Source organism: Allofournierella sp., assembly GCF_017889395.1.
Lineage (GTDB): Bacteria > Bacillota > Clostridia > Oscillospirales > Ruminococcaceae > Allofournierella.
Window position 1 is genome coordinate 11,816 of sequence record NZ_JAGHKE010000035.1, and the last position, 22,700, is coordinate 34,515.

General features: G+C 56.7%; 16 protein-coding genes and 1 pseudogene. 8 read left to right on the plus strand and 9 right to left on the minus strand.

Translation table 11 applies throughout. The annotated features are described in order from the left end of the window. Nucleotides 1-254: 254 nt before the first annotated feature. From J7G73_RS06075 to J7G73_RS06090, 4 genes are read right to left on the minus strand one after another with little or no spacing between them, the layout of a single operon-like run. Entirely contained in the window at nt 255-1,340 is a 1,086-nt protein-coding gene (locus J7G73_RS06075) for a TIGR02679 domain-containing protein (RefSeq protein ID WP_291245612.1), read from the minus strand. Continuing rightward, nucleotides 1,337-5,371, minus strand: a complete 4,035-nt coding sequence (locus tag J7G73_RS06080) for a TIGR02680 family protein (protein ID WP_291245613.1) — start codon at nt 5,369-5,371, stop codon at nt 1,337-1,339. The genes J7G73_RS06075 and J7G73_RS06080 overlap by 4 nt, the downstream gene beginning before the upstream one ends. Before the next feature lie 19 nt (nt 5,372-5,390). Beyond that, the gene (locus J7G73_RS06085; RefSeq protein WP_087296268.1) at nt 5,391-6,512 is read right to left on the minus strand and encodes a TIGR02678 family protein; all 1,122 of its coding nucleotides are present in this window, start codon (nt 6,510-6,512) and stop codon (nt 5,391-5,393) included. Further along, nucleotides 6,505-8,007 (minus strand): TIGR02677 family protein, encoded by a 1,503-nt coding sequence (locus J7G73_RS06090; RefSeq protein ID WP_291245634.1) that lies wholly within the window; start codon nt 8,005-8,007, stop codon nt 6,505-6,507. The genes J7G73_RS06085 and J7G73_RS06090 overlap by 8 nt, the downstream gene beginning before the upstream one ends. A gap of 853 nt (nt 8,008-8,860) precedes the next feature. Here J7G73_RS06090 and J7G73_RS06095 point away from each other — a divergent pair. Next, entirely contained in the window at nt 8,861-9,304 is a 444-nt protein-coding gene (locus J7G73_RS06095; protein WP_291245614.1) for a molybdenum cofactor biosynthesis protein MoaE, read from the plus strand. A gap of 114 nt (nt 9,305-9,418) precedes the next feature. Here the strand turns inward: J7G73_RS06095 and J7G73_RS06100 are convergent, their stop codons facing one another. The 5 genes from J7G73_RS06100 to J7G73_RS06120 all read right to left on the minus strand — a co-directional run bounded on the left by J7G73_RS06100 (nt 9,419) and on the right by J7G73_RS06120 (nt 12,845). Next, entirely contained in the window at nt 9,419-10,348 is a 930-nt protein-coding gene (locus J7G73_RS06100; RefSeq protein WP_291245615.1) for an AEC family transporter, read from the minus strand. A gap of 27 nt (nt 10,349-10,375) precedes the next feature. Then, nucleotides 10,376-10,600: a hypothetical protein gene (locus J7G73_RS06105; protein WP_291245616.1), complete on the minus strand. Its 225-nt coding sequence runs from the start codon at nt 10,598-10,600 to the stop codon at nt 10,376-10,378. A gap of 72 nt (nt 10,601-10,672) precedes the next feature. Next, nucleotides 10,673-11,035: a hypothetical protein gene (locus tag J7G73_RS06110; protein ID WP_291245617.1), complete on the minus strand. Its 363-nt coding sequence runs from the start codon at nt 11,033-11,035 to the stop codon at nt 10,673-10,675. A 145-nt stretch (nt 11,036-11,180) separates the two neighbouring features. Next, nucleotides 11,181-11,624, minus strand: coding sequence for a MarR family transcriptional regulator (locus J7G73_RS06115; protein ID WP_291245618.1), 444 nt, complete (start codon nt 11,622-11,624; stop codon nt 11,181-11,183). A 228-nt stretch (nt 11,625-11,852) separates the two neighbouring features. Next, on the minus strand, nt 11,853-12,845 hold the full coding sequence (locus J7G73_RS06120; protein WP_289599814.1) for a LacI family DNA-binding transcriptional regulator: 993 nt from the start codon (nt 12,843-12,845) through the stop codon (nt 11,853-11,855). 296 nt (nt 12,846-13,141) lie between these two features. Here J7G73_RS06120 and J7G73_RS06125 point away from each other — a divergent pair, with 296 nt between their 5' ends. The 7 genes and pseudogenes from J7G73_RS06125 (at nt 13,142) to J7G73_RS06155 (ending at nt 22,691) form a co-directional block, all read left to right on the plus strand. Then, nucleotides 13,142-14,374, plus strand: coding sequence for an extracellular solute-binding protein (locus J7G73_RS06125; RefSeq protein ID WP_291245619.1), 1,233 nt, complete (start codon nt 13,142-13,144; stop codon nt 14,372-14,374). Between the two features lie 20 nt (nt 14,375-14,394). After that, the gene (locus tag J7G73_RS06130; RefSeq protein ID WP_291245620.1) at nt 14,395-15,774 is read left to right on the plus strand and encodes a carbohydrate ABC transporter permease; all 1,380 of its coding nucleotides are present in this window, start codon (nt 14,395-14,397) and stop codon (nt 15,772-15,774) included. Nucleotides 15,775-15,777: 3 nt separating this feature from the next. Continuing rightward, complete coding sequence (locus J7G73_RS06135; RefSeq protein ID WP_291245621.1) at nt 15,778-16,644, plus strand: sugar ABC transporter permease; 867 nt, start codon at nt 15,778-15,780, stop codon at nt 16,642-16,644. 33 nt (nt 16,645-16,677) lie between these two features. Next, nucleotides 16,678-18,594 (plus strand): type I pullulanase, encoded by a 1,917-nt coding sequence (gene pulA / locus J7G73_RS06140; RefSeq protein WP_291245622.1) that lies wholly within the window; start codon nt 16,678-16,680, stop codon nt 18,592-18,594. 26 nt (nt 18,595-18,620) lie between these two features. Beyond that, nucleotides 18,621-19,976: pseudogene (locus tag J7G73_RS06145) on the plus strand (amylo-alpha-1,6-glucosidase); the annotation flags it as partial. Between the two features lie 56 nt (nt 19,977-20,032). Beyond that, on the plus strand, nt 20,033-20,410 hold the full coding sequence (locus J7G73_RS06150) for an amylo-alpha-1,6-glucosidase (RefSeq protein WP_291245623.1): 378 nt from the start codon (nt 20,033-20,035) through the stop codon (nt 20,408-20,410). A gap of 22 nt (nt 20,411-20,432) precedes the next feature. Continuing rightward, nucleotides 20,433-22,691 carry a glycogen/starch/alpha-glucan phosphorylase gene (locus J7G73_RS06155; RefSeq protein WP_291245624.1) on the plus strand — a complete coding sequence of 753 codons (2,259 nt, stop codon included), beginning with the start codon at nt 20,433-20,435 and terminating at the stop codon, nt 22,689-22,691. Nucleotides 22,692-22,700 lie beyond the last annotated feature (9 nt).

Genomic DNA, 22,700 nt, shown 5'->3' on the forward strand with positions numbered 1-22,700 from the left:
TCCCTCCCAAGGGATTCCGGCACACGCCCTCATCTGGAATTTCACGCAGCCTTGCCATCACAGAGCCCTGCAAATCCGAAAGATAAAATCGGTATGCGCAAACGAAAATCAAATTCTTTAAAACTGGTACAAAACGGTGTGCGCAAAATCCGCTGAATTTTTCGGATTGGGGATAAAACACGGGCCCAATTCCGTTTTTTGTGCGAGAGCAATCCGGAAAAGCATCACGAAACCATGCGCGTTTGCAGAACAGATTATCCGGGCTGTACCAAATCGGATCGGTAGCGTTCCACCAGTGCCTCCTGGTATCCGGTCTGTTTCTGGTGCAGGATTGCCTGTGCCACCGGCTGCAGGAAGGGACACTGAACCTTTTCCAGCTGGCTGAGCCGGGAAGAGGATGAGATGGGCTTTGTGGAAAGGGCAATCTGATAATCTTGCAAGGTCATGTGCCAGAGGTGGAACCGGTCGCCATAGGTTTGCCACAACCGATCGGCAATGGCCAGCCCCTCCGCTCCGAGTGCAGAGATCTGGGAAGAGGTCAGCAAACAGAACTGTTCCTGCTGACGCAGCTGGGCACAGGCGGGATGCTCCCGGCCATCCGGCAGGGCCAGAATCAGGCCGCGCTGGACCGTAAAGCAGGAGATGTCATCCAGCATCAGGCCACATTCCCGGTACAGTGCCAGCCTGTCCCGGGAAAGCGAGGGAACAGACCAGCCTTTCCAGTAAGCCAGCGCATGCAGCAGCAGATGCCCGGCGGGCTTTTGTCCATCCAGTGCATGGGGATCAGTGGAAACCGCATAGCTGCACAGCGCCAGCTCCTCCGGTTCAGAGGATGTTGCCAGTCGATCCAGTGCGCAGCAGACCCAGTGCAGCCAGTGCGCCGCGGCCTTCTCGGTTTCAATGTGGGGTGCAAGCAGCTGAAAGCCGTTGCTCTTGTCCTGTGCCATGGCGTAAAGCCAGTTTCGGGTAACCGGCTGGTGGGGAAGGGCGTCCTCGGCGGCAAAAAATGCCTGTACGGCATCCTGCCGGACTGCTTTCTGGAGCGGATTGGAAAGCAGCGGCCGACCGTCCAGCCGCTGCCAGAAGTCAGCCATATCTGTAACGGCGAATCGACTGGCACGCAGGGCTTTTTCAAAATCGGAAAGCTTGTAGCGCAGGCGCGGCGGAACAAACCGGCGGCCCAGAAGACCTTCGGCGGCCTGACATTCCGCGTCGGATGCATCCTTCAGCTGAATCACGCCGTCGGAATATCCCGCAAGGGATTTTTTGCGCAGCTGTTTCAGCTGACGTTCCCAGGCAGGGAAATTGGTGAAATATCGGCAAAGTGCTTCGTCCTTCATAGCTCCTCCATCCGGCGTGTATGGCCATCCCAGTGATAGCGTACCACCGTGACCACATCCGCGTCCTGCGGCCGCCAAAGCTCGGCGATGTTCAGGCTCGGAACCGACGCATAGCAGCCCCACAGCGCCTGCGAGTTCATGATATAGTTCAGCCCCAGCTGATGAACCAGAGCGAACATGCTCTCAATGTTGGTTTCGTCCACGCCGGCAAAGGCTTCATCCAGAGCCATGAGCTGGGGGGCATCCTCGCTGGCCGCAGCATATTGGGCGGACAATGCGGCGAACAGCGGCACATACATGGCCATGGCTTTTTCGCCGCCGCTGAAGCTGTTAAAAGCGGAATCCGTCAGTTCTCGTTTTGTGGGTGCCGGGTTGACAGAATTACCCTTCTGATAATAGAGCTGGAACTCGAACCAGTTGCGGAAATCCAGTGCCTGCCGCATCAGTTCGGAATAGGTGGCAGGCACAGTACTCTGGCGGGACAGCTCCCGGGCCTTGGCGATTTTGGCGCGGAAATGGCTGGTGATCTTATCCCGGTCTGCATCGCCCATCACAGCGGGATCTTTACGCAGAAGATCGATGAGCTCGCGGGTGGTCAGCTCTTCCTGCTGATCGGCGGGTTTTCCCTTCCAGTTCAGGCTGAACCGCAGACCCATGGAGGTGTTCAGCTGTTCCATAATTTCGCTCATGCGGCGGGTCCAGTCCTGACTGTTGTTGATGCGATGACTCAACTTGGTGGTGATGGTCTGGTTCAGGATGGTTTCAAACAGACGCCGGTCCTCCATGGAAAGAATCTGCTGATCATCTTCAATGTGGCGTTCGATGTACTGGATGAAATCCAGAAGATCCATCCGCTGTCCGTTGGGATACAGGTCGATGCAGGCGCGGGTGCGCAGCAGGTTGTCTTCATTCTCGAACAGGGGGTTCAGGGTAATGCGATAGGAGTTCAACACGCTGGCATCGCGCACATTCTTTTCAAGGGAGGTGCGCAGCCGGTCCAGTCCCAGATTCCGGTCGTTCTGCCGGATGGCATTCTTTGCGGTTTCCGCCTGCTTCCAGAGTTCGTTGTCATTGCGTCCCGGCTGACCCGGCCCATGGCAGAGCTCTTCCTCAAAAATCTGGCGCTTGCGTTCCTCCTCCAGCATGTCCCGCTGTAGCCGCTCCTTGCGCTGAGACAGATCCGGCAGATCGTGCTGCAGATCGTTCTGGCTCAGTGCAAGTTCCATTTTCGCACCCTCCAGGCGCTCGTGCACCTGTGCCAGCTCCTGGCGCAGTGACTCCAGCTTTTCGGCCAGAGCCCGGGTTTCCGGCTGGTTCAGGTACTCCTCCAATGCGTCAATCGAGACCTGTGTTTTGCGCAGATTTGCCTCGTGAAAACGGATTCGGTCGGTGCATTCCAGAAGGCTGTCATTCAGCTCATCCAGCTGCTGTTCCAGATCGTTCAAGCGGCCTTCGGTGAGTTCCAGCTTCCGTTTGTCGGCGGAAATATCCTGAAACAGGCTTCGGTACTCGTCACAGCAGCCTGCTATGGCTTCATAGGTTTCGGCATTCCGCTCATAGGGCAGATCCTTGGTCAGGGGAAGCAGCTGCGCCCGGAGCGCGTTTGCCTGTTCCTGCTGACGCAAAAAACGCTGCCGTCGATCCTCATGAATGCGTTCCTTTTGCTCAATTTCAGCCCGCTGGGTGGATGCAAGCTGCAGACAGGCCGCCAGATCGGCGGTGGTGGGGCGCTGCTCGTATCCGTTTTGCAAAAGGGACAGGTCCGTTTCTACCCGATGAATCTGTTCCAGTGTGGCATGAATCTGCTGTTGCTGTTCCTCGACCTGCAAAGAAAGGGCGGCAATCTGGCGGCGCCGATTTTCCCGGCGGGTGGATGCACCGATGTAACCGGCGGGCTGCAGCGCCACACTGCGGCCCTGAATAGCGCCCTGCCGGTAGCGTCCGTCGGAGGAAAAATAGACTGTGCCCTCGGGCAGAGAAGAGATCCGACTCAGAAGGTCGGCCACATTGGCCCAGGCAGGCGCTTCGGATGCAGGGCGCAGCGCAACAGGAGCGATAGCCTGTGGGGTGTTTTCCAGATTCAGAAAATGGTCGGGGTGCTCTGCCAGAATCACGGCGGCATCCTCTTTGGCGGATTCAGGCAGCACCAGCGCATCCAGAAGGCCGGTTTCCATCAGCTGGGTTTCCAAAAGTGCCTGTTGCTCCGGTGAGAGCTGATCATCAAAATCCACCAGTTCGTAAAAAGCGGCGTGAGGAATGCCACGCTCTTTCAGCAGATCACGGGTCTGCTGAACTGCTTTGGAGCGGGGAGGAGGAAGTTCTTCCTGCTGTTCCAGCTCTCTGCGTTTGGCCGCAAGTTCATTGAGCGCCGCTTGCTGTTGAGAAGAGAGCTGCTTGAGTCGATAAAATTCGCCCTGAAGGGGACGGGCGAGGGCTTCACGGGCTGTGCGCAGCAGTTCCTGGATGGCCTGTTCCTGACAAAGACCTTCATATCCGTTCACCAGCCGGAACAGCTCCCGCAACTCATCCCGGTTCAGCCGGAAGGGGAGAGCGGGAGTTTCCAGCTGGGCAAAGGCTGCACACAGGCTGTCGCGTTCCCGCACCACAAGCTGTTCTGCTGCTTCCATCTGACTGTGGGCATGCTGCAGCTCCAGATTGGCTGCATCCAGATCCCGCTCGTAGCCGTCCAGCAGCTCCAGAGCGGATTTGTGTTGCTGCAAAAGATTTGCGGCACTGCGCAGCCGCTTTGCATACTGTGCCAGCAAGGGTAACTGAACATTGAAATCAAAGGCCGACAGGGAAGAGGGGTGATGCGCCCAGCGCAGCTCCACGTTCAGCAAATTCAGCTGCTGGAACTGCTGCTCTAAATTGTCCTGATGATCCTGAACCTCCTTCCGGGCCTGGCGCTGCTGGAGCTCCTTGCCGGAAAGAGTGGCCTGCTTTTGGCGTTCCTTCGCTTGTTCCTGCTCGATCTGAGTTTGATGCTGGCGCTTTTCCTCTTGCAGCTGTTCCAGTCGCTGAACACTGCTCTCCAGACGGCTGTCTGCCTGCAGAGTATTCAGTTGTCCGGTGAGTTCGCTCTCCCGCTGGGAAAAGTTTTTGACATCGGTCTGCGCCTGTTGAAGACGGCGTTGTGTCCGTAAGATGAAATCCTCCTTTTCCTGAACCTCCAGCTGCTGTTTTTGGACAAGATGGCGGGCAGTGAGATAGGTTTCTGCTTTTTTGCCCAGCACAAACTGATTGTAGCGGATGTATTCCTTGCGCAGCTGGCGGGCCGCCTGCAAGCTTCGCTGCAGCTCGTCCAGCTGAACCTGAATATTGTCCATCCGCTCCATGGAGTTGACCATCGGGGCAATATCGTCTTCACTGAGGGGCTGCAACGAGGAATTCAGAATTTCCCGCACCAGACGGGGCGAGAAATCCTTGCTCAGTTTTGGTTTTCGGATCTGGATCAGCAGCCGAAGAAGCCGCTCATACTGTTCCAGCTCGGCGCATCCAAACAACATGCGGTTGACCATCTCTTTGTAGTCGCTGCTTCGTTCTGCCCAGTTTTCGTTTGGTCCCAGCCGGTTGCGGACTTCCTGACGGCTCAGTGAGATATGCTGCGAACCTTTGGTTTCAAAAAGGGGGAAATCGTGTTCGCCGGTTCCGATCCGCCGTCCGTCGCTCAGGCAGAACCCCCAGAACTCCACGGGCTTATCCCGCCGGGCGCGCAGTCCCACCACAAGGGTGCGATAGAGCTGGGATTGCGGTTTCACAAATTCCAGATAGAGATACCCGGTGCTTTCCTCTTTCTCGTCGCCCAAAAGATAGTATTTCATATTGCGGTCTTTGCTGCCGAAGGCATCCAGCCGATACGGGTGAAGATCGCCATCCAGCATAAAGGGAATAAAGCTTTGGGTGGTGACGGATTTGCCCGCGCCGTTTTCACCGCGAAGCAAAAGCCGCCCATCGCTGAAGGGGAATTCCTCCCAGTCATACAGCCAAAAATTGACAAACCCCAATTTGTTCATCTGCCAGCGTTCCTGCATACGAATATAAACCCTCCCATCACTGTTTTTTCGGATAAATTCCCTGCCAGAGACTGAACCCTGGATTGAATGTAATGATGTCCTGATCGACGAATGCGAATCCCCAGTAAGACAATTCCTCCAGCACATCCTGTGCAAGTGCGGAAAGCTCTTTTTCCGCAGCGGTTTTTCCCCACTGAGCCTGATGTTCCCTGCGAAGTGCGTCCAATTCATCAAAGAAAGCCTGATAAGTCAGATGAATCCGGTCGTCCGCAGTTCGGTCAAAGATGCCACAGGCGGTTTTTTCACTCAAACGCTCAAAAAGCAACAGAATGATGTCGCTGAGCATCTGATCCCGTGGAAAGCAGTCGCCGCAGGGGACTCCTTCTTCCGGAAGGAAAAATGCCCCGTTATGATAGACCTGCAGCGTTCCGCCGATGGTTTCGTCCAGATTGTGTTCCACCATACCGCGCTGATTTTTGATGTAGGCATACACCGGGTCTGCCGGGTCTGTCCAGTACACAGCGGGCGCCAGTGCCAGCTGGCGATACACCCGATAGGTACGGAAAGTACCCCGGTCGGAATCCGGCCCGTCCACAGGAGGATTTTCAAAATCCGAAAGCGAAGTATAGCCGGAAATATCCCGGTGAAAATTCACGCTGAAATAGCGGCAAAGGCCGGTATTCTCGTACAGCACTTCCTGCTCCTGATGAGATGCAAAGGCGTTGCTTTCCCCCTCGCAGCTGTGCAGCAGACCAATTCGTTCCGAATATTGCAGTACGCGAACCAGAGAGGCGCGGCACTGATACCGCTCCCAGCTCAGTTCAGGCCAATAAGGCTTTACATAAGCGCTCAGTGCCTGTGTGAGCTCAGACAGCAAAAAGCGCTGACCGTCGTCCTTGTCCTCCAGCATCAGCAAAACACCGCACAAAAGGCAGTAGTCGCTGATTTCGGTAAAGTCGGAAATTCCGAATGCTGCATCAGCCTTGCCCGGCTCCTTGACCAGTCGAATCAATGTTTCGGTGCTGACAACTTCCCACCCGAACTGATCGCGCAGGGTGCGTCGCAGATCAGGAAGTTTGCGCCGAATCCGATAAAACAGTTCCCGGTCATCCTCTCTGCGAATCCAGAACTGATTCAAAAGGGTGCGAAATTCATCCATGGGAGTGCACCTCCTCGAAAACAAGACAATATGCGGGCATGGTCAGATTTCCGTCGGTGCAGGGAAGGACGCAGGTCTTTCCTTGTGGACAGGTTATGGTGTAAATCTGACCATATTCCGTTCGGGCACGTTTGCTGGCGTTGGCGTTTGCCTTCACGACCCAGGATAAAAGTGTTTGCCGGACCTGAGGAGAGACGGGCTCCTGGACGGATGCGAAATCCAGCCGGCCGTTCCGGATGAGACGCTGCAGCTGATTGTGCAGTTCTTGTTTCTGCTGCAGATAGGCCTGCCGTTGAGCGGCTTTTTCCAGTCCCTTGTCGGAGAAAAAGCTCTTTTCCCGGGGTGGGCGGCCTGGTCGCCGCCGGTTGCGCAGAGGGTAGAGAAAGGGCTGTGCATCCAGACAGGCGTCGGTTTCATAAATGGTTTCCGCGTTGATTCCTGTCAGATGAACTGCCTGCTGAGCACCAAACACCATGCCGGAAAGGCGATGGGCATCTGCCAGTGTGGAACAGGCGGAAAAAAGCTCCAGAAACTTTTTGTACTCGTTTTTTCGGTTGGCGCCGCCGCTGTGAGCCTGCAGAATCAGCTCGGCATTCATCAGGATCCGCTGAATAATATCGTTGGCCAGATCCAGTACATGCTGGCTGTCGCTCTGGCTGTTTTCCGTCGGGACAAACCAGTGGTAAAAGCTGTTCCAGAAGCCGTAGACCTGATCACGCAGCTGTTGGTCATAGTTGTCATCCCGCTGGATCAGACGTCCTTCGCCTTCGCGCTTCTGGGCCGCATATACCTGTTCCAGAATTTCCCCGATCCGTTCATCGGGTAGGCACAGAAGAAGCCGGCGGATTTTCTCCGCATGGCGTTGCAGTTCCAGAACAAACTCCTGCAGATAGCGAATCACCTTATCCTTATAAGGTAAAAATTCGGAGGTCTGCAGGATATGTTCTGCCTGCGAGGAATAGAAATCCCGCAGATAGTCTTGATATCGATTGGTAAGCTGGCGGAAATCCTGCTGCAGCAGATCCCATGACTGACTGATCGCATCGCTGTTCTGGACGGAAAGCGCAGACATCCGATCCACGGTATCAAGAATTCGCTCAAACAGCTGAGAGGACAGCACAGCGGTGCGCAGGTTCAGGCTTTCCAGCGAAAGGGTCATCCGCTCGATTTCCGTGGCAGCTTGAGACATGGAATAGCTGAACTGTTTGTTTTTGTATTCAGCGATGCTGCCGGGGCGATGAGGATCCTGGATGGGAACCAGATTCCGCCATTGGCACAGGGCACTAAGATCCTGTTCCAGCTCCTCTGCAGTGTATTGGGCGAAGTGGGAATCGGAGCGAAGCAAAGCCAGCAGCTGCTGCTTGTTCAAACGAATGTTTGCTTTCTGGGATTCCAGATAGAAGATCCGCATAATAGCGCGATATCTGGATGCGTTCGCTGCTGTGAGGTAACTTGCCTCCGGAATATCGCTCAGTGTAATTGCTCGGAATTGCATGGCGTTCACCGTCCGTTTTGCAAAAATCAGGGCCGCTTCTTTTGGGTAATGGGATAAAGGGCTTTACTAATAGTGTAACGGATGATATGTCCGATAAAAAGGGATTTCAAGCAATCGGAAGATTTTTGTCGGAAAGATAAAACAAGTGGCGAATGAATTGTGAAATACTTCCAAAAGCATCCAAGACGCCCAGATCATGGAACGGAAAAACGAGACTGCACTCCATTACATTGCGGGAAAAGTGGTATAGAAAAACAGGCCAAAAGAAGGGGGACAGGCGCATACCGGTTTTGCGGAAAAATCAGTTCGCTGAAAGGTCTGTTTTGGGGAAGGGTTTCCGTGTTCTGTTTTTTGCCCAAAACGCATACCGGTTTTGGAGTCGTTTCGTTCGCAAGCGCATACGGATTAATAGACGGCAACCCGGGGACAAACCCGCTTGTTATAAGGCTTTGGAGAGAAAATTTTATACCGGAAAACAGTGAGAAGCGTATACCACAAACAGGGTGAAGAGAACGTGAGTTCATTCGGGCTATTTAGAGCGGTGCGTCGGGAGGTAAAATTTATACCAAAAATGCCCGGCCGCGAACTGTTTTGGAAGCAGTTGTAGCTGGGCGTTTTCAGGGTGGGTTCTAGCTGGAAATGATCAATGGAACGGAAGAAATCATTCTGACCGGGTGATTCCTTTAAGAGTTCAGAGAGAGGTTCTATCAAACTCTCAAAAATAGCCTGTTGATTTGGGCGGCTGTGTGCTAGAATAGTATCCATAAGACAAGGCAGGGCAGTTTGAAAATTTACTGCCCGCAGGAAAAATCCGAAAAGAGCACGGTGGTTCTTTTCAGGGAGGAGAAGCAGAATGAATAACGAAACAACCGCCGTTACCAGCCCGGAGGAACGGAACAATGCACAAAAGCAAAACGTGCCTTCCATCGAGCAGTGGCTGAAGGAGGCAAAGCAACAGCCCGATGCGGACCAGTGCGGGATGTATCTGTTTCACAACGGGGTGGTACGGGGCACTGCCAAAGCACAGGTGCGCCATGGCGAGAACTCGCCGCGGGTGACGGGAATGCAGTTTTCCTTTGATCAGAAGAAGGTGGATGCAGCGGTGCAGCGCATCAAAAAGATGCCGGGCATTTTCCATGTGCGGGCATGGCTGAACAGCGGAACAATGCAGGTGGGCGACGACCTGATGCTGCTTCTGGTGGGCGGCGATATCCGCCCCCATGTGGTGGATGCCCTGCAGGCCCTTCTGGACGAGCTGAAATCCATCTGCGTGAAGGAACAGGAGCATTACGAATAAGAAGTTCTCTAAAAATCAAAGAAACGCGGCAGCAAGGCCTTTTTCGGAAGGCTTTGCTGCCGCGTTCTTTTACAGGGCTAACATTTGGTTTAAGAATGAAAAGTGATGACCCAGTTACCCCACCAGCTGAAGCAGCCAGTAGGCCAGCGGAATGGTCACGATGGAACAGACTGTCGTAACGAAGATGCCGCCCATGACGTAATCGCCTTCGGTACCGGAGGCCTTTGCCATCATGACCAGAGAGGACATAGCGGGCATGGCTGCCAGCAGGGAAACCGTCAGGTGGATGCTCTCGTCAATGGGAAGCAGACTGGTCGCCAGATAGAAGAGGACCGAAAACGCGACCATCTTTACCAGCACGATCCCATAGAATTCCTTTACCCGCAGATAGCTCCGAATGTCCATGCAGGCAAATACGCCGCCCAGATAGATCATGGCCATGGGGGTGGCTGTGGCGCCGATCTTGCTCAGCGCGGTATTCAGAAGTTGCGGCAGGGGGATACCGGTTACCACCAGCAGCACCGAAGCGACAATGGCCACCGTACAGGGGTTGATCATCTTTTTCAGCTGGAACGAGCCCTTTTCACCGGATCCGGTCAGCTGAACGCCCAGTGTCCAGAGAACCAGCTGATCCACAATGGTGAATACCGAGATGTACAGCATACCCTGCTCCGGAAAGATGCTGGAAACAATGGGGATGCCCATAAAACCCACATTGCCGAACATACTCAGCGCCCGGTATACCTGAGCCCGGCTGCCCTGCAGATGAAACAGGCGAGCCAAACCCTTGCCCAGGAAGAAGGTGCAGAAATAGAACACCACTGCCAGCCCCAGCACCGGCAGCGAGCGGATCAGGGCTGCACGATCCACACCGCTTACTGTGTTGATAAAGATCATGACCGGCAGACCCAGTTTCAATACAAAGCGGGACAAAGTTTCCAGTGTAGTGGCATTGAATACCTTTGTTTTAACCAGAAAAACGCCCACGATGATATAAATGACGAACAGACCGATCTGTTCAAGAATGATTGTAAGAATGTCCATGAATGATTCTCTGCCTTTGTTGCTGGATTATTTCAGACCCTTGTGCGGGCAGCAGTATTCCCACTGCTCCTCGCCGGTTTTGTGAACGGTCAGATCGCACACCACGTTCTGCGAGGGGTCCGGATGACCTTTCCACAACTGGTACAGCTGGGGCAGAAATTTGGGCCACCGGCTGGCCTCGTACTCCGCGTGATCCGTGGTGCTGGGAGGCTGCAGTCTGGCATGAGGATCTTTGGCAAGAATCTCTTTCACAAAATGAGGCGGTTCAGACACCGTGGTGCTTGCCACTGCTGCCGTGATGTGGCTACAGCCACCCTCACAGTCCTACCACATGTGCACGGTCATGTCCACAAATTCGTCTTTGTCGTTGAACACACCCTCCACGAGGACATGGCTCAGCGCATAGGTGAAGGGAAAGTACTCCAGTCCCAGACGGTGGATCTCTATGCCTTCGCCGCCGAACACCGGGCTGCCCTTGCCCACAGATTCGGAGATCATGTGCACGGAGTTGCCGAACCCATACTCCCAGGGAGCTTTTACCCAGCTGAATCGTTTGTGGGAACCGGGGGCCCAGAGGTAATAACCCTTTTCCATGTTGGCCCAGAACCAGTCCAGCATCTTTGCGCTCACGCCGGGAAGAAAATGCTGCGTCTGGGACTGCAGCACCCACTCCTTCTCCTGCGCCATAGCGTTCAGCTCCAGTGGGGGATATTCTGGCTGGGGGCGGCTCAGCCGCTCATAGGGTAAAATATCGATTTCGGTGTTTTACCGGGCGGGCATATAGGTCTGCCCGGCGGTTGCCTGATAGTCTGTCATGGTCCTTCCTTTCTCGTTACAGATGATACCCGATGTTATCCAGCATACAATCGGTAAACCGGATCAGCTCTGCCTGTTCCTCTGCCGAAAGACCAGCGCAGAGAGTTTTTGTGATTGCTTCGTCCGCCTGTGCCAGTTCCAGATACAAATTCCGGGAACGCTCGGTGCAGCTGATCTTTTTATACCGGCGGTCGATGGTACTGGTGGTACAGGTCACAAAGTCTTTTTTCTCCAGCCGTTTGATCATCTCGGTCATGGTTGGATGAGTTACCTGTTCGGCCTGTTCCAGATCACGCTGATTTACTTCTTTTGTACCGAATGCTTCCAGACGGCTCAACTCACCAAGGACCCGCAGCTGTACAGCCGTGAGCCCCAGCTGGTCCGCTTTTTTGTTGAGGTGCTGCTTGAATGCCCGGTCAATGATGGCAAAGCGTCTGCCCAATGAGATGTATTCCGCCATATGCTCTCCTCCTAATAGGTAGTACACTACTTATTTTATCCCTGTTTTAGTAATTCTCAATGGGTGCGGCTGACGGGAAAATGAGGCAAAATACCGCATAGCATCAATGGCGTACGGGGCGTGGTTTCCGCAGAAAAAGGGCTATTGCTTCACGAAAGTGAAGCAATAGCCCTTGGCATATAAAATGGATGTGTATCGGAAGTTTCGCGATCAATATTTCGCTGCCTTTTATTGCGGCGCTTTGCCGGAGGAATGACGTACCATCAGGCGGGCATGCAGCAGCAGCGTGCTGATGGGCACATCCGCCAATAGACTGGACAGCGCATAGAAGGCGCTTTTGCCCAGCTGGGTCCGGTCCTGCCGGATGGTGGTCATGGTGGGCTGGGTATAGGCGCAGAGGGGCAGATCGTCAAAGCCGATGATGCTCAGATCTTCGGGAATCCGCAGGCCCATCTCCTGACAGTGGATCATCACCGTGTGGGCCAGCAGGTCGTGGCTGCATACAATGGCGGTCACCTTCTGCTCCAGCAGGGCAGGCAGGTGCTTTTGCAGGCACTCGGAAAAATAATAATCGCTGCCCGCCAGGCTGTGGTCGTCCGGCAGGTTGTGCTTGCGCAGTGCATGGAAAAAGGCGCTGTAGCGCTGCTGGTTCACATAGGAACCCAGCCCACCGCTCAGATAACCGATCCGCCGGTGCCCCTGCTCCTTCAGATGAGCCACAGCCAGGTCCATGCCTTCGCTGTTGTCCACGCCCACATAGCAGGTGGAAGGGTTGGCCCGTATATAGTTATCCAGCAATACGGCAGGAGTATGGCTGGTTTGCAGCTGATGCAGCCAGGGGTCCGCCAGCGAAAGGCCCAGGAAAAAGGCCGCCACGTAGTTGTTTTGCAGCATGTATTCGTCGTAGGAAATGCTTTTCTGGATCTGTTCGTCCAGCGGTACCACGCACACCACAAAGCCCGCAGGCTCGGCCACCTTGCGAAAGCCGGTCACAATGTCGTAGCCGAAGTCTGAGGGCTCCTCGCAGGTCATGTTTTCAATAAAAAGGCACAGCTGTTTCGCGCCCCGTTTGCGCATGGAGCGGGAGTATCCCAATTCCACCGCGGTTTCCAGAACGGCTTTTCGCAATGTTTCGCTCACATCCGGCGCTCCGTTCAGCGCCTTGGAAACCGTCCCTTTGGAGATGTTCAATTTGTTGGCAATATCTTCGATTCTGGCCATGAAGCTCCTCGTTTTTTCAAAAAGAAGAAAAGATTCCTTTGCTTTGTATCCATTATAACGGCTTTTGGGCGGAAAATCAATGTGCAGGGCGGCGAAAGCAATTGATAAGACCAATGAAAAGAAGTTTCGTAAAGTTTTGAATTGCTGCTGTGGAAAGTGACGAAAGTAACTGGAAATCCTTGTGCATTAGGCAGAAAATGGCGGAATGGCCCCAGAAATCTTGACGGCGAAGGAGGAAGGGGAGTATAGTGATTACTGCGAAACTTTACGAAATAAATTGAAGGAGGAACAAGCAAATGCAGGGAAAATTTGCGCGGGCGGCAGCGGCGCTGTGTGCGGGGGCATTGCTTCTGACCGGCTGCGGCGGCACCGAAAACGCGCAGCAGACGAAAGAAAAGGTTCGACTGATGGTGTGGTCCCCTTCGGAGGACCAGTCCCAGTCCAGTGGGCAGTGGCTGCAGACCTGCTGCGAGCGGTTTGCTGAGATGCACCCGGAATGGGACATCACCTTTGTATATGGTGTAGCAGACGAGGCTTCGGCAGCCACAGCGGTGGCGCAGGACCCGGAGGCAAGCGCAGACGTGTTCCTGTATGCCAACGATACTCTGACCACCATGACCGACGCGAAGGCGCTGGCTAAATTTGGCGGCAAGTACGCCGACGAGCTGAAGGCGACCAACAGCGAAACTCTGCTGGATTCCCTTACACTGGACGGCTACATCTACGGGGTGCCCTTCACCACCAACACCTGGTACATGTATTACGACAAACGGGTGTTCAGTGAAGAGGATGTGAAGAGCCTGGATGCCATGCTGGAAAAGGGAGTTGTATCGTTCCCATTTGTAAACTCCTGGTATCTGCCCGCCTTCTATTTCGGCAACGGCTGCACCCTCTGCGGTGCCGGTACTCAGGAAGAGCTGGGCGCGGACTTCGGCGGAGAAAACGCCGTGGAAGTGACCGAGTATCTGGTGGATCTGGCGGCGAATCCCAACTTCAAGATCGATCAGGATGGCAGCGGTCTTGCCGGCTTGCGAGACGGCAGCATCCACGCTATCTTCTCCGGCTCCTGGGATGCCGCCGCGGTGCGGGAGATTCTGGGAGAGAACATGGGTGTGGCGGCCCTGCCCACCTACACGCTGAACGGGGAGGAAAAGCAGATGTACGCCTACGCCGGTTCCAAGGCCATCGGCGTGAACACCTCCACCGATTACATGGTGCAGGCAGTGGAGCTGGCCATGTATCTGGGTTCCGCCGAAGCGCAGCAGCTCCATTACGAGCTGCGCGGCGTGATTCCCTGCAATACCGAGCTGAACGAGGACCCGGCCATTGCGGCGGATGAAGTGGTTCGGGCCCAGAACGACACCTTCGACCGTACCTCCAAGCTGCAGCCCTTCGTGGCCCAGATGAACAACTGCTGGACGCCGGTGGAAAACATGGGCAAGGCGATCCGCAACGGCACGGTGACCAAGGAAAACGCCGCCGAACAGACCAAGGCGATGAACGACGCCATGAACAGCGACGGAATCTGAGAAAGGTGTGAGGTGTGACGATGAAACGGTTCAATTCCAAGCAGGCGGAAGGGTATACTCCCTATACCTGCATTCAGGCCCTGCGACAGGGCAGCGCGGTGACCCGGCTGTCCGCGTTGGTGCTGGGCCTCGGTAATATGCTGAACGGGCAGCTCATTAAGGGCCTGCTGTTTCTGGCCGGAGAACTGACGTACATATTCTTCATGGTTCGTTATGGCTTGCACAATCTGGTCATGCTGGTGACCCTGGGCTCGGTGGAGCAGCAGGAGATCTGGGACGAAGCCAATCAGGTGTTCCTTTATACCAAGGGCGACCAATCGGTGCTGCTGTTGTTGTACGGCGTGGCCACCATCCTGCTCACGGTAATTGCCTTCTGGGGCTGGCGCGGTGCGCTGCGCAGTGCCTACAAGGCGGAATGCCTGAAAAAAGAGGGCCGCCATGTGAACGGCTTCCGGGAGGATCTGGCCAGCCTGCTGGATGAAAACCTCTACCGGCTGCTGATGACCCCGCCCATGTTCTTCATCACGGCGCTTACCATCCTGCCGCTGGCCTTCATGATCTGCATGGCCTTCACCAACTACAGCCGAATCGACAACCATCTGGTACTCTTCGATTGGGTGGGCCTGGAAAACTTCGCGGCCCTGTTCGATTCCAGCAGTGTGCTGGGCAGCACCTTCTGGTCGGTGCTGGTCTGGACGCTGGTCTGGGCGGTGTTTGCCACCTTTACCAACTACATTTTCGGCATGCTGCTGGCCCTGCTCATCAACCGGAATGATACCCGGGCCAAGGGCTTCTGGCGGTTTTGCTTCGTGCTTTCCAGCGCGGTGCCCATGTTCGTATCGCTGCTGATCATGCGCACCATGCTTCAGCCCAACGGCGCGGTGAACGTGCTGCTGCGGAATCTGGGCCTGATCGCCCCGGACGCCAGTCTGCCTTTCTTCACCGACCCCACCTGGGCCAGAGTGACCGTGATCGTGATCAACATCTGGGTGGGCGTGCCCTACACTCTGATGCAGCTCACCGGCATTCTGCAGAACATTCCCGGCGATCTGTACGAGGCCGCCAAGGTGGACGGCGCGGGCCCGGTGCGCACCTTCTTCAGCATCACGCTGCCCTACATGCTGTATGTGACCACTCCCTATCTGATTGCCACCTTCACCGGCAACGTGAACAACTTCAACGTGATTTATCTGCTCTCCGGCGGTGACCCCATCACCAATCTGTCCTCCACGGCGGGCAGCACCGATCTGCTGGTGACCTGGCTGTACAAGCTGACCATCGACAAGCAGTATTACAACGTGGGTGCGGTCGTTGGCATTCTGACCTTTATCATCCTGTCGGTGGGTGCACTGTTTACCTACCGGCGCAGCAAGTCCTACAAAGAGGAAGGTGGATTTTAAGCGATGAAACGGTATAAAAGCGCAAAGGCCGCCCGGCGGCGCACCAATATCCTGGTCCATACATTGCTGGCCGCGCTGGCCGCCATCTGGGTATTCCCGGTGCTGTGGGTCATCATGACCAGCTTCCGGGGCGAGAAGGGGTCCTATGTGTCCACCTTCTTCCCCCAGACCCTGACGCTGGACAACTACACCCGTCTGTTCACCGACACGGCAGTGCTGAACTTCCCCCAGATGTTCATGAATACCCTGATCATTGCGGTATGCTCCTGCCTGCTGTCCAGCTTCTATGTGCTGTCGGCCTCCTATTGCCTGTCCCGTATGCGGTTCAAGATGCGCAAGCCCTACATGAATATGTCCATGGTGTTGGGGCTGTTCCCGGGCTTCATGTCCATGGTGGCGGTGTACTTTATTTTGAAGGCGGTGGGCCTGACCGAAGGCTCCCTGATCCGCCTGGCGCTGATTCTGTGCTACTCCGGCGGCGCGGCGCTGGCCTTCCAGATTGCCAAGGGCTTTTTCGATACCACTCCCTATGCGGTGGATGAGGCTGCGCTCATCGACGGCTGCACCCGCTGGCAGATCTTCACAAAGATCACCCTGCCCCTGAGCAAGCCGGTGATCGTGTACACCCTGCTCACCTCCTTCATCAGCCCCTGGGTGGATTTCATCTTTGCCAAGGTGATCTGCCGGGCCAACTCCGACCAGTACACCGTGGCCATCGGCCTGTGGAAGATGCTGGAGAAGGAATACATCGACAGCTGGTACACCAGCTTTGCAGCGGGCGCAGTGCTCATTTCGATTCCCATTGCGCTGCTGTTTTTGAAGCTTCAGAAATATTATGTGGACGGTATGGCCGGTGCAGTTAAGGGCTGACGGCAGTTCGTGACCGGAAAGGAATGCAGAGGAATGGATTTTAACAGCAAAGCGTTTGCGCGCCGGTTCCACTACGAGGGCAATGATCTGGGCGCCCGGCTTACCGAAGCGGGCACCGAGTTCCGCCTTTGGGCTCCCACCGCCGAAACGGTGCAGCTGCGGCTGTTCCGGTCCGGCCATGAGAGAGAAGCCTTTGAGACGCTGGCTCTGGACCGGGGCGAAAAGGGCGTGTGGTTTGCCGGTATTAATCAGCGGCTGGATGGCGTGTATTACGACTATCTGGTCACGGTAGAGGGAACCACCCGCCGCACCGCCGACCCTTATGCCCGGGCCTGCGGGCTGAACGGCCAGCGCAGCATGGTGGTGGATCTTGCCGCCACCGACCCGGAGGGCTGGCAGGAGGACAAAGCCCCTGCCCGCCAGCTGGAGGACATTGTCTATGAAGTGCATGTGCGGGAATTTTCCTGGGCGCAAAGCGGCGGTTTCCCGGAGCACTGGCGGGGCAAATACAAAGCCTTCTGCTGCGCGGACACCACCCTGTTCGATCAGGGCAGTCAGCCCACCGGCCTTGCGTATCTGCGGCAGCTGGGTGTGACCCATGTGCAGCTGATGCCGGTGTACGATTACGGCTCGGTGGATGAAGCCCACCCGGACGACAGCTTCAACTGGGGTTACGATCCGGTGAACTACAATGTGCCGGAGGGTTCCTACTCCACCGACCCGGCCCGGGGCGAGGTGCGTATCCGGGAATTGAAGGAGCTGGTACAGTCGCTGCACCGGCAGGGCTTCCGGGTGATCATGGATGTGGTGTACAACCACACCTACCACCAGGACTCCTGGCTGGAACGCACGGTGCCCGGTTACTACTACCGCACCTGGACGGACGGCAGTTGGAGCAACGGCTCCGGATGCGGCAACGATGTGGCCAGCGAACGCTCCATGTGCGCAAAATACATTCTGGACTCGGTGCTCTACTGGGCCGAAGAATACCATATGGACGGCTTCCGTTTTGATCTGATGGGCCTTCTGGATACCGACCTGATGGAACGTATCCGCGCCGCGCTGGACGAGCGCTTCGGCCGGGGCGAAAAGCTGGTGTTCGGCGAGCCCTGGGCCGCCGGTCCCACCGCCCGGAAACGGGGCGTTCGGTCGGCAGACAAAAAGGCCCTTGCCGGGCTGGACCCGGAGATTGGCGCCTTCTGCGACGGCGTGCGCGACGCGGTGAAGGGCCCGGTGATGTATCGGGAGAAACCGGGCTTTGTGAATGGCGGTAGTGGTTTTGAGAAGAGAATCCTGCACAGCATCACCGCCTGGTGTGGGCAGGCGCGGAACTTCCGTGCGGCAGCGCCCTCCCAGGTCATCACCTATCTTTCCTCCCACGACGACATGACCCTGTGGGATAAGCTGGTGGTCACCATGGACCCGCAGCAGAACTTCGACGCTCCGGCCCCGCAGGTGATGCGGGCCAGCCAGTTGGCGGCGGCCATCTACATGACCTGTCAGGGGCGGCTGTTCCTGCTTTCCGGCGAGGAATTCGGCCGCACCAAGCAGGGGGAGGATAATACCCACAAAGCGCCCATCGAACTCAACCGGCTGGACTGGGAGCGGGCCTGGCAAAACCGGGAGCTGGTGGAATACTACCAGGGCCTCATTGCCCTGCGCAAGCAGCTGCCCGCCTTGTGCGACAAGAGCGAACAAGCTGGCCGGCGGCTGCTGCATTCGGAGGTGCCAGCAGCCCGGTGCGTGACGGCCCTGCTGGAAAACGGCGGACGCTGGAGCAAAATTCTGCTGGCCTACAATGCCTCTTCCCGTCCGGTGGAGCTGGAACTGGAAGAGGGCGAGTGGGAGCTGCTGGCAGACGAGCGCAGCAGCTCCTGGTGGCAGGAGCACCCCGCTGTGCAAAACGTGCAGGTGCAGCCCATAGCCGCGATGATCCTGGGCAAACGATAACAACACAATTATAAGAGGGGAAACCAATGCGGTTTATATATGGAAAACAGGATTTTCGCAGTCAGGAACGCGGGCAGGAAAGCTGCTGGCTGGTGACCAACGGTCTGGGCGGCTTTTCCTCTCAGACCATCACCGGAGCCGCCGCCCGCAATGACCACGCGGTACTGATGGCCTGCACCCAGGCGCCCAACCACCGCTGGAACCTGATCCACCGACTGGAAGAGGTTCTGGAAACCGAGGGCGGGGCGGAGCATCTGTCCAGCCAGCAGTTCCGGGGCCTTCCGGCGGAGGAGGGCTGGAAACATATGTGCAGCATGGAGGTGGACGGCCTGCCCCACTGGTGGTATCAGCTGAACGGTGTGCGGGTGGAAAAGGAGTTGGCGCTGGACTGGGAGCGCAACACCCTTGCGGTGCGCTACCGCATCGGCAATGAATCCGGCGCGGACTGTACGCTCACCGTCACACCCTGGATGCAGTTCGTGCTCAAGGGCAAGGATCTGAGCGCCCGGCAGCGATTTGTTTTCCGGGAGGGCGCGGTGGAATCCGCCGGGCTGCGGCTGCACATCGGCACCAACGGCCAGTTGCAGGAAACGCCTTTGCGCCGCCAGACGCTCTGGTATGCCTACGACGCCTGCGACGGCCGCCGGGCCGCCGGGCACACGGCGTCAAACGTGCAGATTTCCATCACCGTTCCGGCGGGAGTGGAGAAAACACTGGACATGGTGTTCTCGCTGGAACAGGAGCTGTCTGCCGCTGGTAAGGTGCTGCAAAACGCAAAAAAGCGGCTGCGGGCGCTGGAACAGCAGAGCGGATTCCGTCATTCGGCGGCCCGTCAGCTGGCGGTAAGCGCCGACGCCTTCATCACCCAACGGGCCTCCACCGGGGCAAAAACGATTCTGGCGGGCTACCCCTTCTTTGAGGACTGGGGGCGGGATACCATGATCGCCCTGCCCGGCTGCACACTGGCCACCGGCCGGTATGAGGATGCAAAGAGCATCCTCACCACCTTCCTGGAGCATGAGCGGGGCGGCCTGATGCCGAACCTCTTTCCGGAAGGGGGCAACGAGCCCATGTACAACACGGTGGACGCGGCACTGCTGTTCATCAACTGCATCTGGCTCTACCGGGCTTACACCGGCGACGAAGCCTTTGTGCAAAAAGCCTGGTCGGTGATGAAGCGGATCATAGAGGGTTACCAAAAGGGCACGGAGTTCGGCATCCACATGGAGCCGGACGGCCTGATCGCCGCCGGGCAGGGGCTGGATCAGGTGACCTGGATGGATGTGCGCATCGGCGACATTCTGCCCACCCCCCGCCACGGCAAACCGGTGGAAATCAACGCCTACTGGTACAACGCGCTGCGGATCATGGAGCGGCTGGCCCCCGAGATGGGCGAGGCCTGCTGGAACCCCAGCAGGAAAAGCTGGTGGTGCAAACGGTGCTTCGGCATCTGTACACGCCGGTGGGCCTGCGGACGCTTTCGCCGGAGGATGCGGAATTCCATCCCACCTACGGCGGGCCGCAGCAGCAGCGGGATCTGGCCTACCATCAGGGAACGGTGTGGCCCTTCCCACTGGGAGCCTGGTATCTGGCTTATTTGAAAGTAAATGGATATTCAGCACAGGCAAAACGGCAGGTAAAGCAGCAGCTGGCTGCGCTGGAACCGGCGCTCAGAGAGGGGTGCGCCGGCCAGCTGCCGGAAATTTACGACGGGGAAAACCCCACCGCCTCCCGGGGCTGCTTTGCCCAGGCGTGGAGCGTGGGTGAGCTGTTGCGGGTGTACGAAGCCCTGGAACGCCCCCGGATGGAACACTGAGAGAAACGAGAGGGAAACGTATATGGAACAGAGACTGCAGAGCATTCTGAACAAGCACTACGGCAAAAATCTGGACACCGCCACCGATCAGGAAGTCTATACCGCCCTGATGCTCTACACCAAGGAGCAGCTGGCCGCCATGCCCCGTACCGAGGGCAAGCGCAAGCTGTATTATGTATCGGCGGAGTTTCTGATCGGCAAGCTGCTCAGCAACAACCTGATCAATCTGGGGCTGTTTGATGAGGCAAAAGAGCTGCTGGCCAAGCACGGACGCGAACTCACCCTGATCGAGGAAGCGGAAAACGAGCCCTCGCTGGGCAACGGTGGTCTGGGCCGTCTGGCTGCCTGCTTTCTGGATTCCATCGCCACGCTGAACCTGTGCGGCGACGGTGCGGGCCTGAACTACCACGACGGCCTGTTCTATCAGAAGCTGGAGAACAACAAGCAGAAGGAAGAAAAGAACCCCTGGATCACCCCGGAAAGCTGGCTCACCGACACCGGCGTGCGTTTCGATGTGCCCTTCGGCGGCTTTTCTCTGCGCTCGGTGATGTACGACATGGGCGTGCCCGGCTACAACGGGCAGCGCAACAGCCTGCACCTGTTCGATGTGGAGACGGTGGACGAATCTATCATCGGCGATTGCATCTCCTTTGACAAGAGCGACATTGCCCGCAATCTGACTCTGTTCCTTTATCCGGACGACAGCGACGAGGCAGGCCGCCTGCTGCGGGTGTATCAGCAGTATTTCCTGGTGAGCAGCACCGCCCAGCTGATCCTGAAGGAGACCCGGGAGCGGGGCGGCAGCATCGAGAAGCTGCACGAGTTCGTGGTGGTGCAAATCAACGACACCCACCCCACCATGATTATCCCCGAGCTGATCCGCCTGCTCACCGCCGAGGGCATGAGCATGGACGACGCCATCCGCGAGGTGAGCCTGACCTGCGCCTACACCAACCACACCATTCTGGCCGAAGCGCTGGAAAAGTGGCCCATGGATTTTATGCGCAAGGCAGTGCCCCAGCTGGTGCCCATCATCGAAGAGCTGGACAAACGGGCAAAGCAGGTGAGTGCCGATCCCCGGGTTGCCATTCTGGATGATCAGGACCGGGTGCACATGGCTCATATCGACATCCACTACGGCTACAGCGTAAACGGCGTGGCCGCCCTGCACACCGAGATTCTGAAGGAATCCGAGCTGCGGCCCTTCTACGAGCTGTATCCGGAAAAGTTCAACAACAAGACCAACGGCATCACCTTCCGCCGCTGGCTGCTCCACTGCAACCAGCCTCTGGCTGCCTTCATCGAGAGCCTGATCGGCCCCGGCTTCAAAAAGGACGCGGCAGAGCTGGAAAAGCTGCTGGCTTTCCAGAACGATGAGGAAGTGCTGCACCAGCTGCGCCGCATCAAGACCGAAAACAAGCAGGCGCTTGCCCGTTACCTCAAAGCCACCCAGGGCGTGGAGCTGAACGCCGATTCCATCTTCGATATTCAGGTCAAACGCCTGCACGAGTACAAGCGCCAGCAGATGAACGCTCTGTACGCCATCTACAAGTATCTGGAGATCAAGGCCGGCAAGCTTCCCGCCCGTCCCATCACCATGATCTTCGGCGCGAAGGCAGCCCCCGCCTACACCATCGCCAAGGACATCATCCATCTGATTCTCTGCTTGTCTCAGCTGATCGAAAGCGATCCGCAGGTCAGCCCTTATCTGAAGGTGGTCATGGTGGAAAACTACAACGTGACCAAGGCGGAAAAGCTCATTCCCGCCTGCGATATCTCCGAGCAGATCAGCCTGGCCTCCAAGGAGGCCTCTGGCACCGGCAACATGAAGTTTATGCTCAACGGTGCGCTCACTCTGGGCACCCGGGACGGTGCAAACGTGGAGATCGCCCAGCTGGTAGGCGAGGAGAACATCTATTCCTTCGGCAAGAGCTCCGAGGAGGTCATCCGCCTGTACGACGAGCAGGCCTACTCCTCTGCCGCCCTTTACGACGGCGACAAGGAGATTGCCCGTCTGGTGGACTTCATCATCGACAAAAAGATGATTCGCATCGGCGATGTGGAAAGCCTGTGCCGCCTGTATAAGGAGATTGTGGGTAAGGACTGGTTCATGACCCTGCTGGATGTGAAGGAATACATTCAGAAGAAGGAAGCGATGCTGGCGGATTACGAGGACGAACTGGCCTGGAGTCGCAAGACTCTGGTGAATATCGCCAAGGCGGGCTTCTTCTCCTCCGACCGCACCATCGCGGAGTACAATCGGGATATCTGGCATCTGTGAGGATGAGCG

What these genes read in the sequence shown, in the direction of transcription:
- J7G73_RS06075 (WP_291245612.1), bottom strand. Translation starts at nt 1,340, where the DNA reads ATGAAGGACGAAGCACTTTGCCGATATTTCACCAATTTCCCTGCCTGG.
- J7G73_RS06080 (WP_291245613.1), bottom strand. Translation starts at nt 5,371, where the DNA reads ATGCAGGAACGCTGGCAGATGAACAAATTGGGGTTTGTCAATTTTTGG.
- J7G73_RS06085 (WP_087296268.1), bottom strand. Translation starts at nt 6,512, where the DNA reads ATGGATGAATTTCGCACCCTTTTGAATCAGTTCTGGATTCGCAGAGAG.
- J7G73_RS06090 (WP_291245634.1), bottom strand. Translation starts at nt 8,007, where the DNA reads ATGCAATTCCGAGCAATTACACTGAGCGATATTCCGGAGGCAAGTTAC.
- J7G73_RS06095 (WP_291245614.1), top strand. Translation starts at nt 8,861, where the DNA reads ATGAATAACGAAACAACCGCCGTTACCAGCCCGGAGGAACGGAACAAT.
- J7G73_RS06100 (WP_291245615.1), bottom strand. Translation starts at nt 10,348, where the DNA reads ATGGACATTCTTACAATCATTCTTGAACAGATCGGTCTGTTCGTCATT.
- J7G73_RS06110 (WP_291245617.1), bottom strand. Translation starts at nt 11,035, where the DNA reads ATGGCGCAGGAGAAGGAGTGGGTGCTGCAGTCCCAGACGCAGCATTTT.
- J7G73_RS06115 (WP_291245618.1), bottom strand. Translation starts at nt 11,624, where the DNA reads ATGGCGGAATACATCTCATTGGGCAGACGCTTTGCCATCATTGACCGG.
- J7G73_RS06120 (WP_289599814.1), bottom strand. Translation starts at nt 12,845, where the DNA reads ATGGCCAGAATCGAAGATATTGCCAACAAATTGAACATCTCCAAAGGG.
- J7G73_RS06125 (WP_291245619.1), top strand. Translation starts at nt 13,142, where the DNA reads ATGCAGGGAAAATTTGCGCGGGCGGCAGCGGCGCTGTGTGCGGGGGCA.
- J7G73_RS06130 (WP_291245620.1), top strand. Translation starts at nt 14,395, where the DNA reads ATGAAACGGTTCAATTCCAAGCAGGCGGAAGGGTATACTCCCTATACC.
- J7G73_RS06135 (WP_291245621.1), top strand. Translation starts at nt 15,778, where the DNA reads ATGAAACGGTATAAAAGCGCAAAGGCCGCCCGGCGGCGCACCAATATC.
- pulA (WP_291245622.1), top strand. Translation starts at nt 16,678, where the DNA reads ATGGATTTTAACAGCAAAGCGTTTGCGCGCCGGTTCCACTACGAGGGC.
- J7G73_RS06155 (WP_291245624.1), top strand. Translation starts at nt 20,433, where the DNA reads ATGGAACAGAGACTGCAGAGCATTCTGAACAAGCACTACGGCAAAAAT.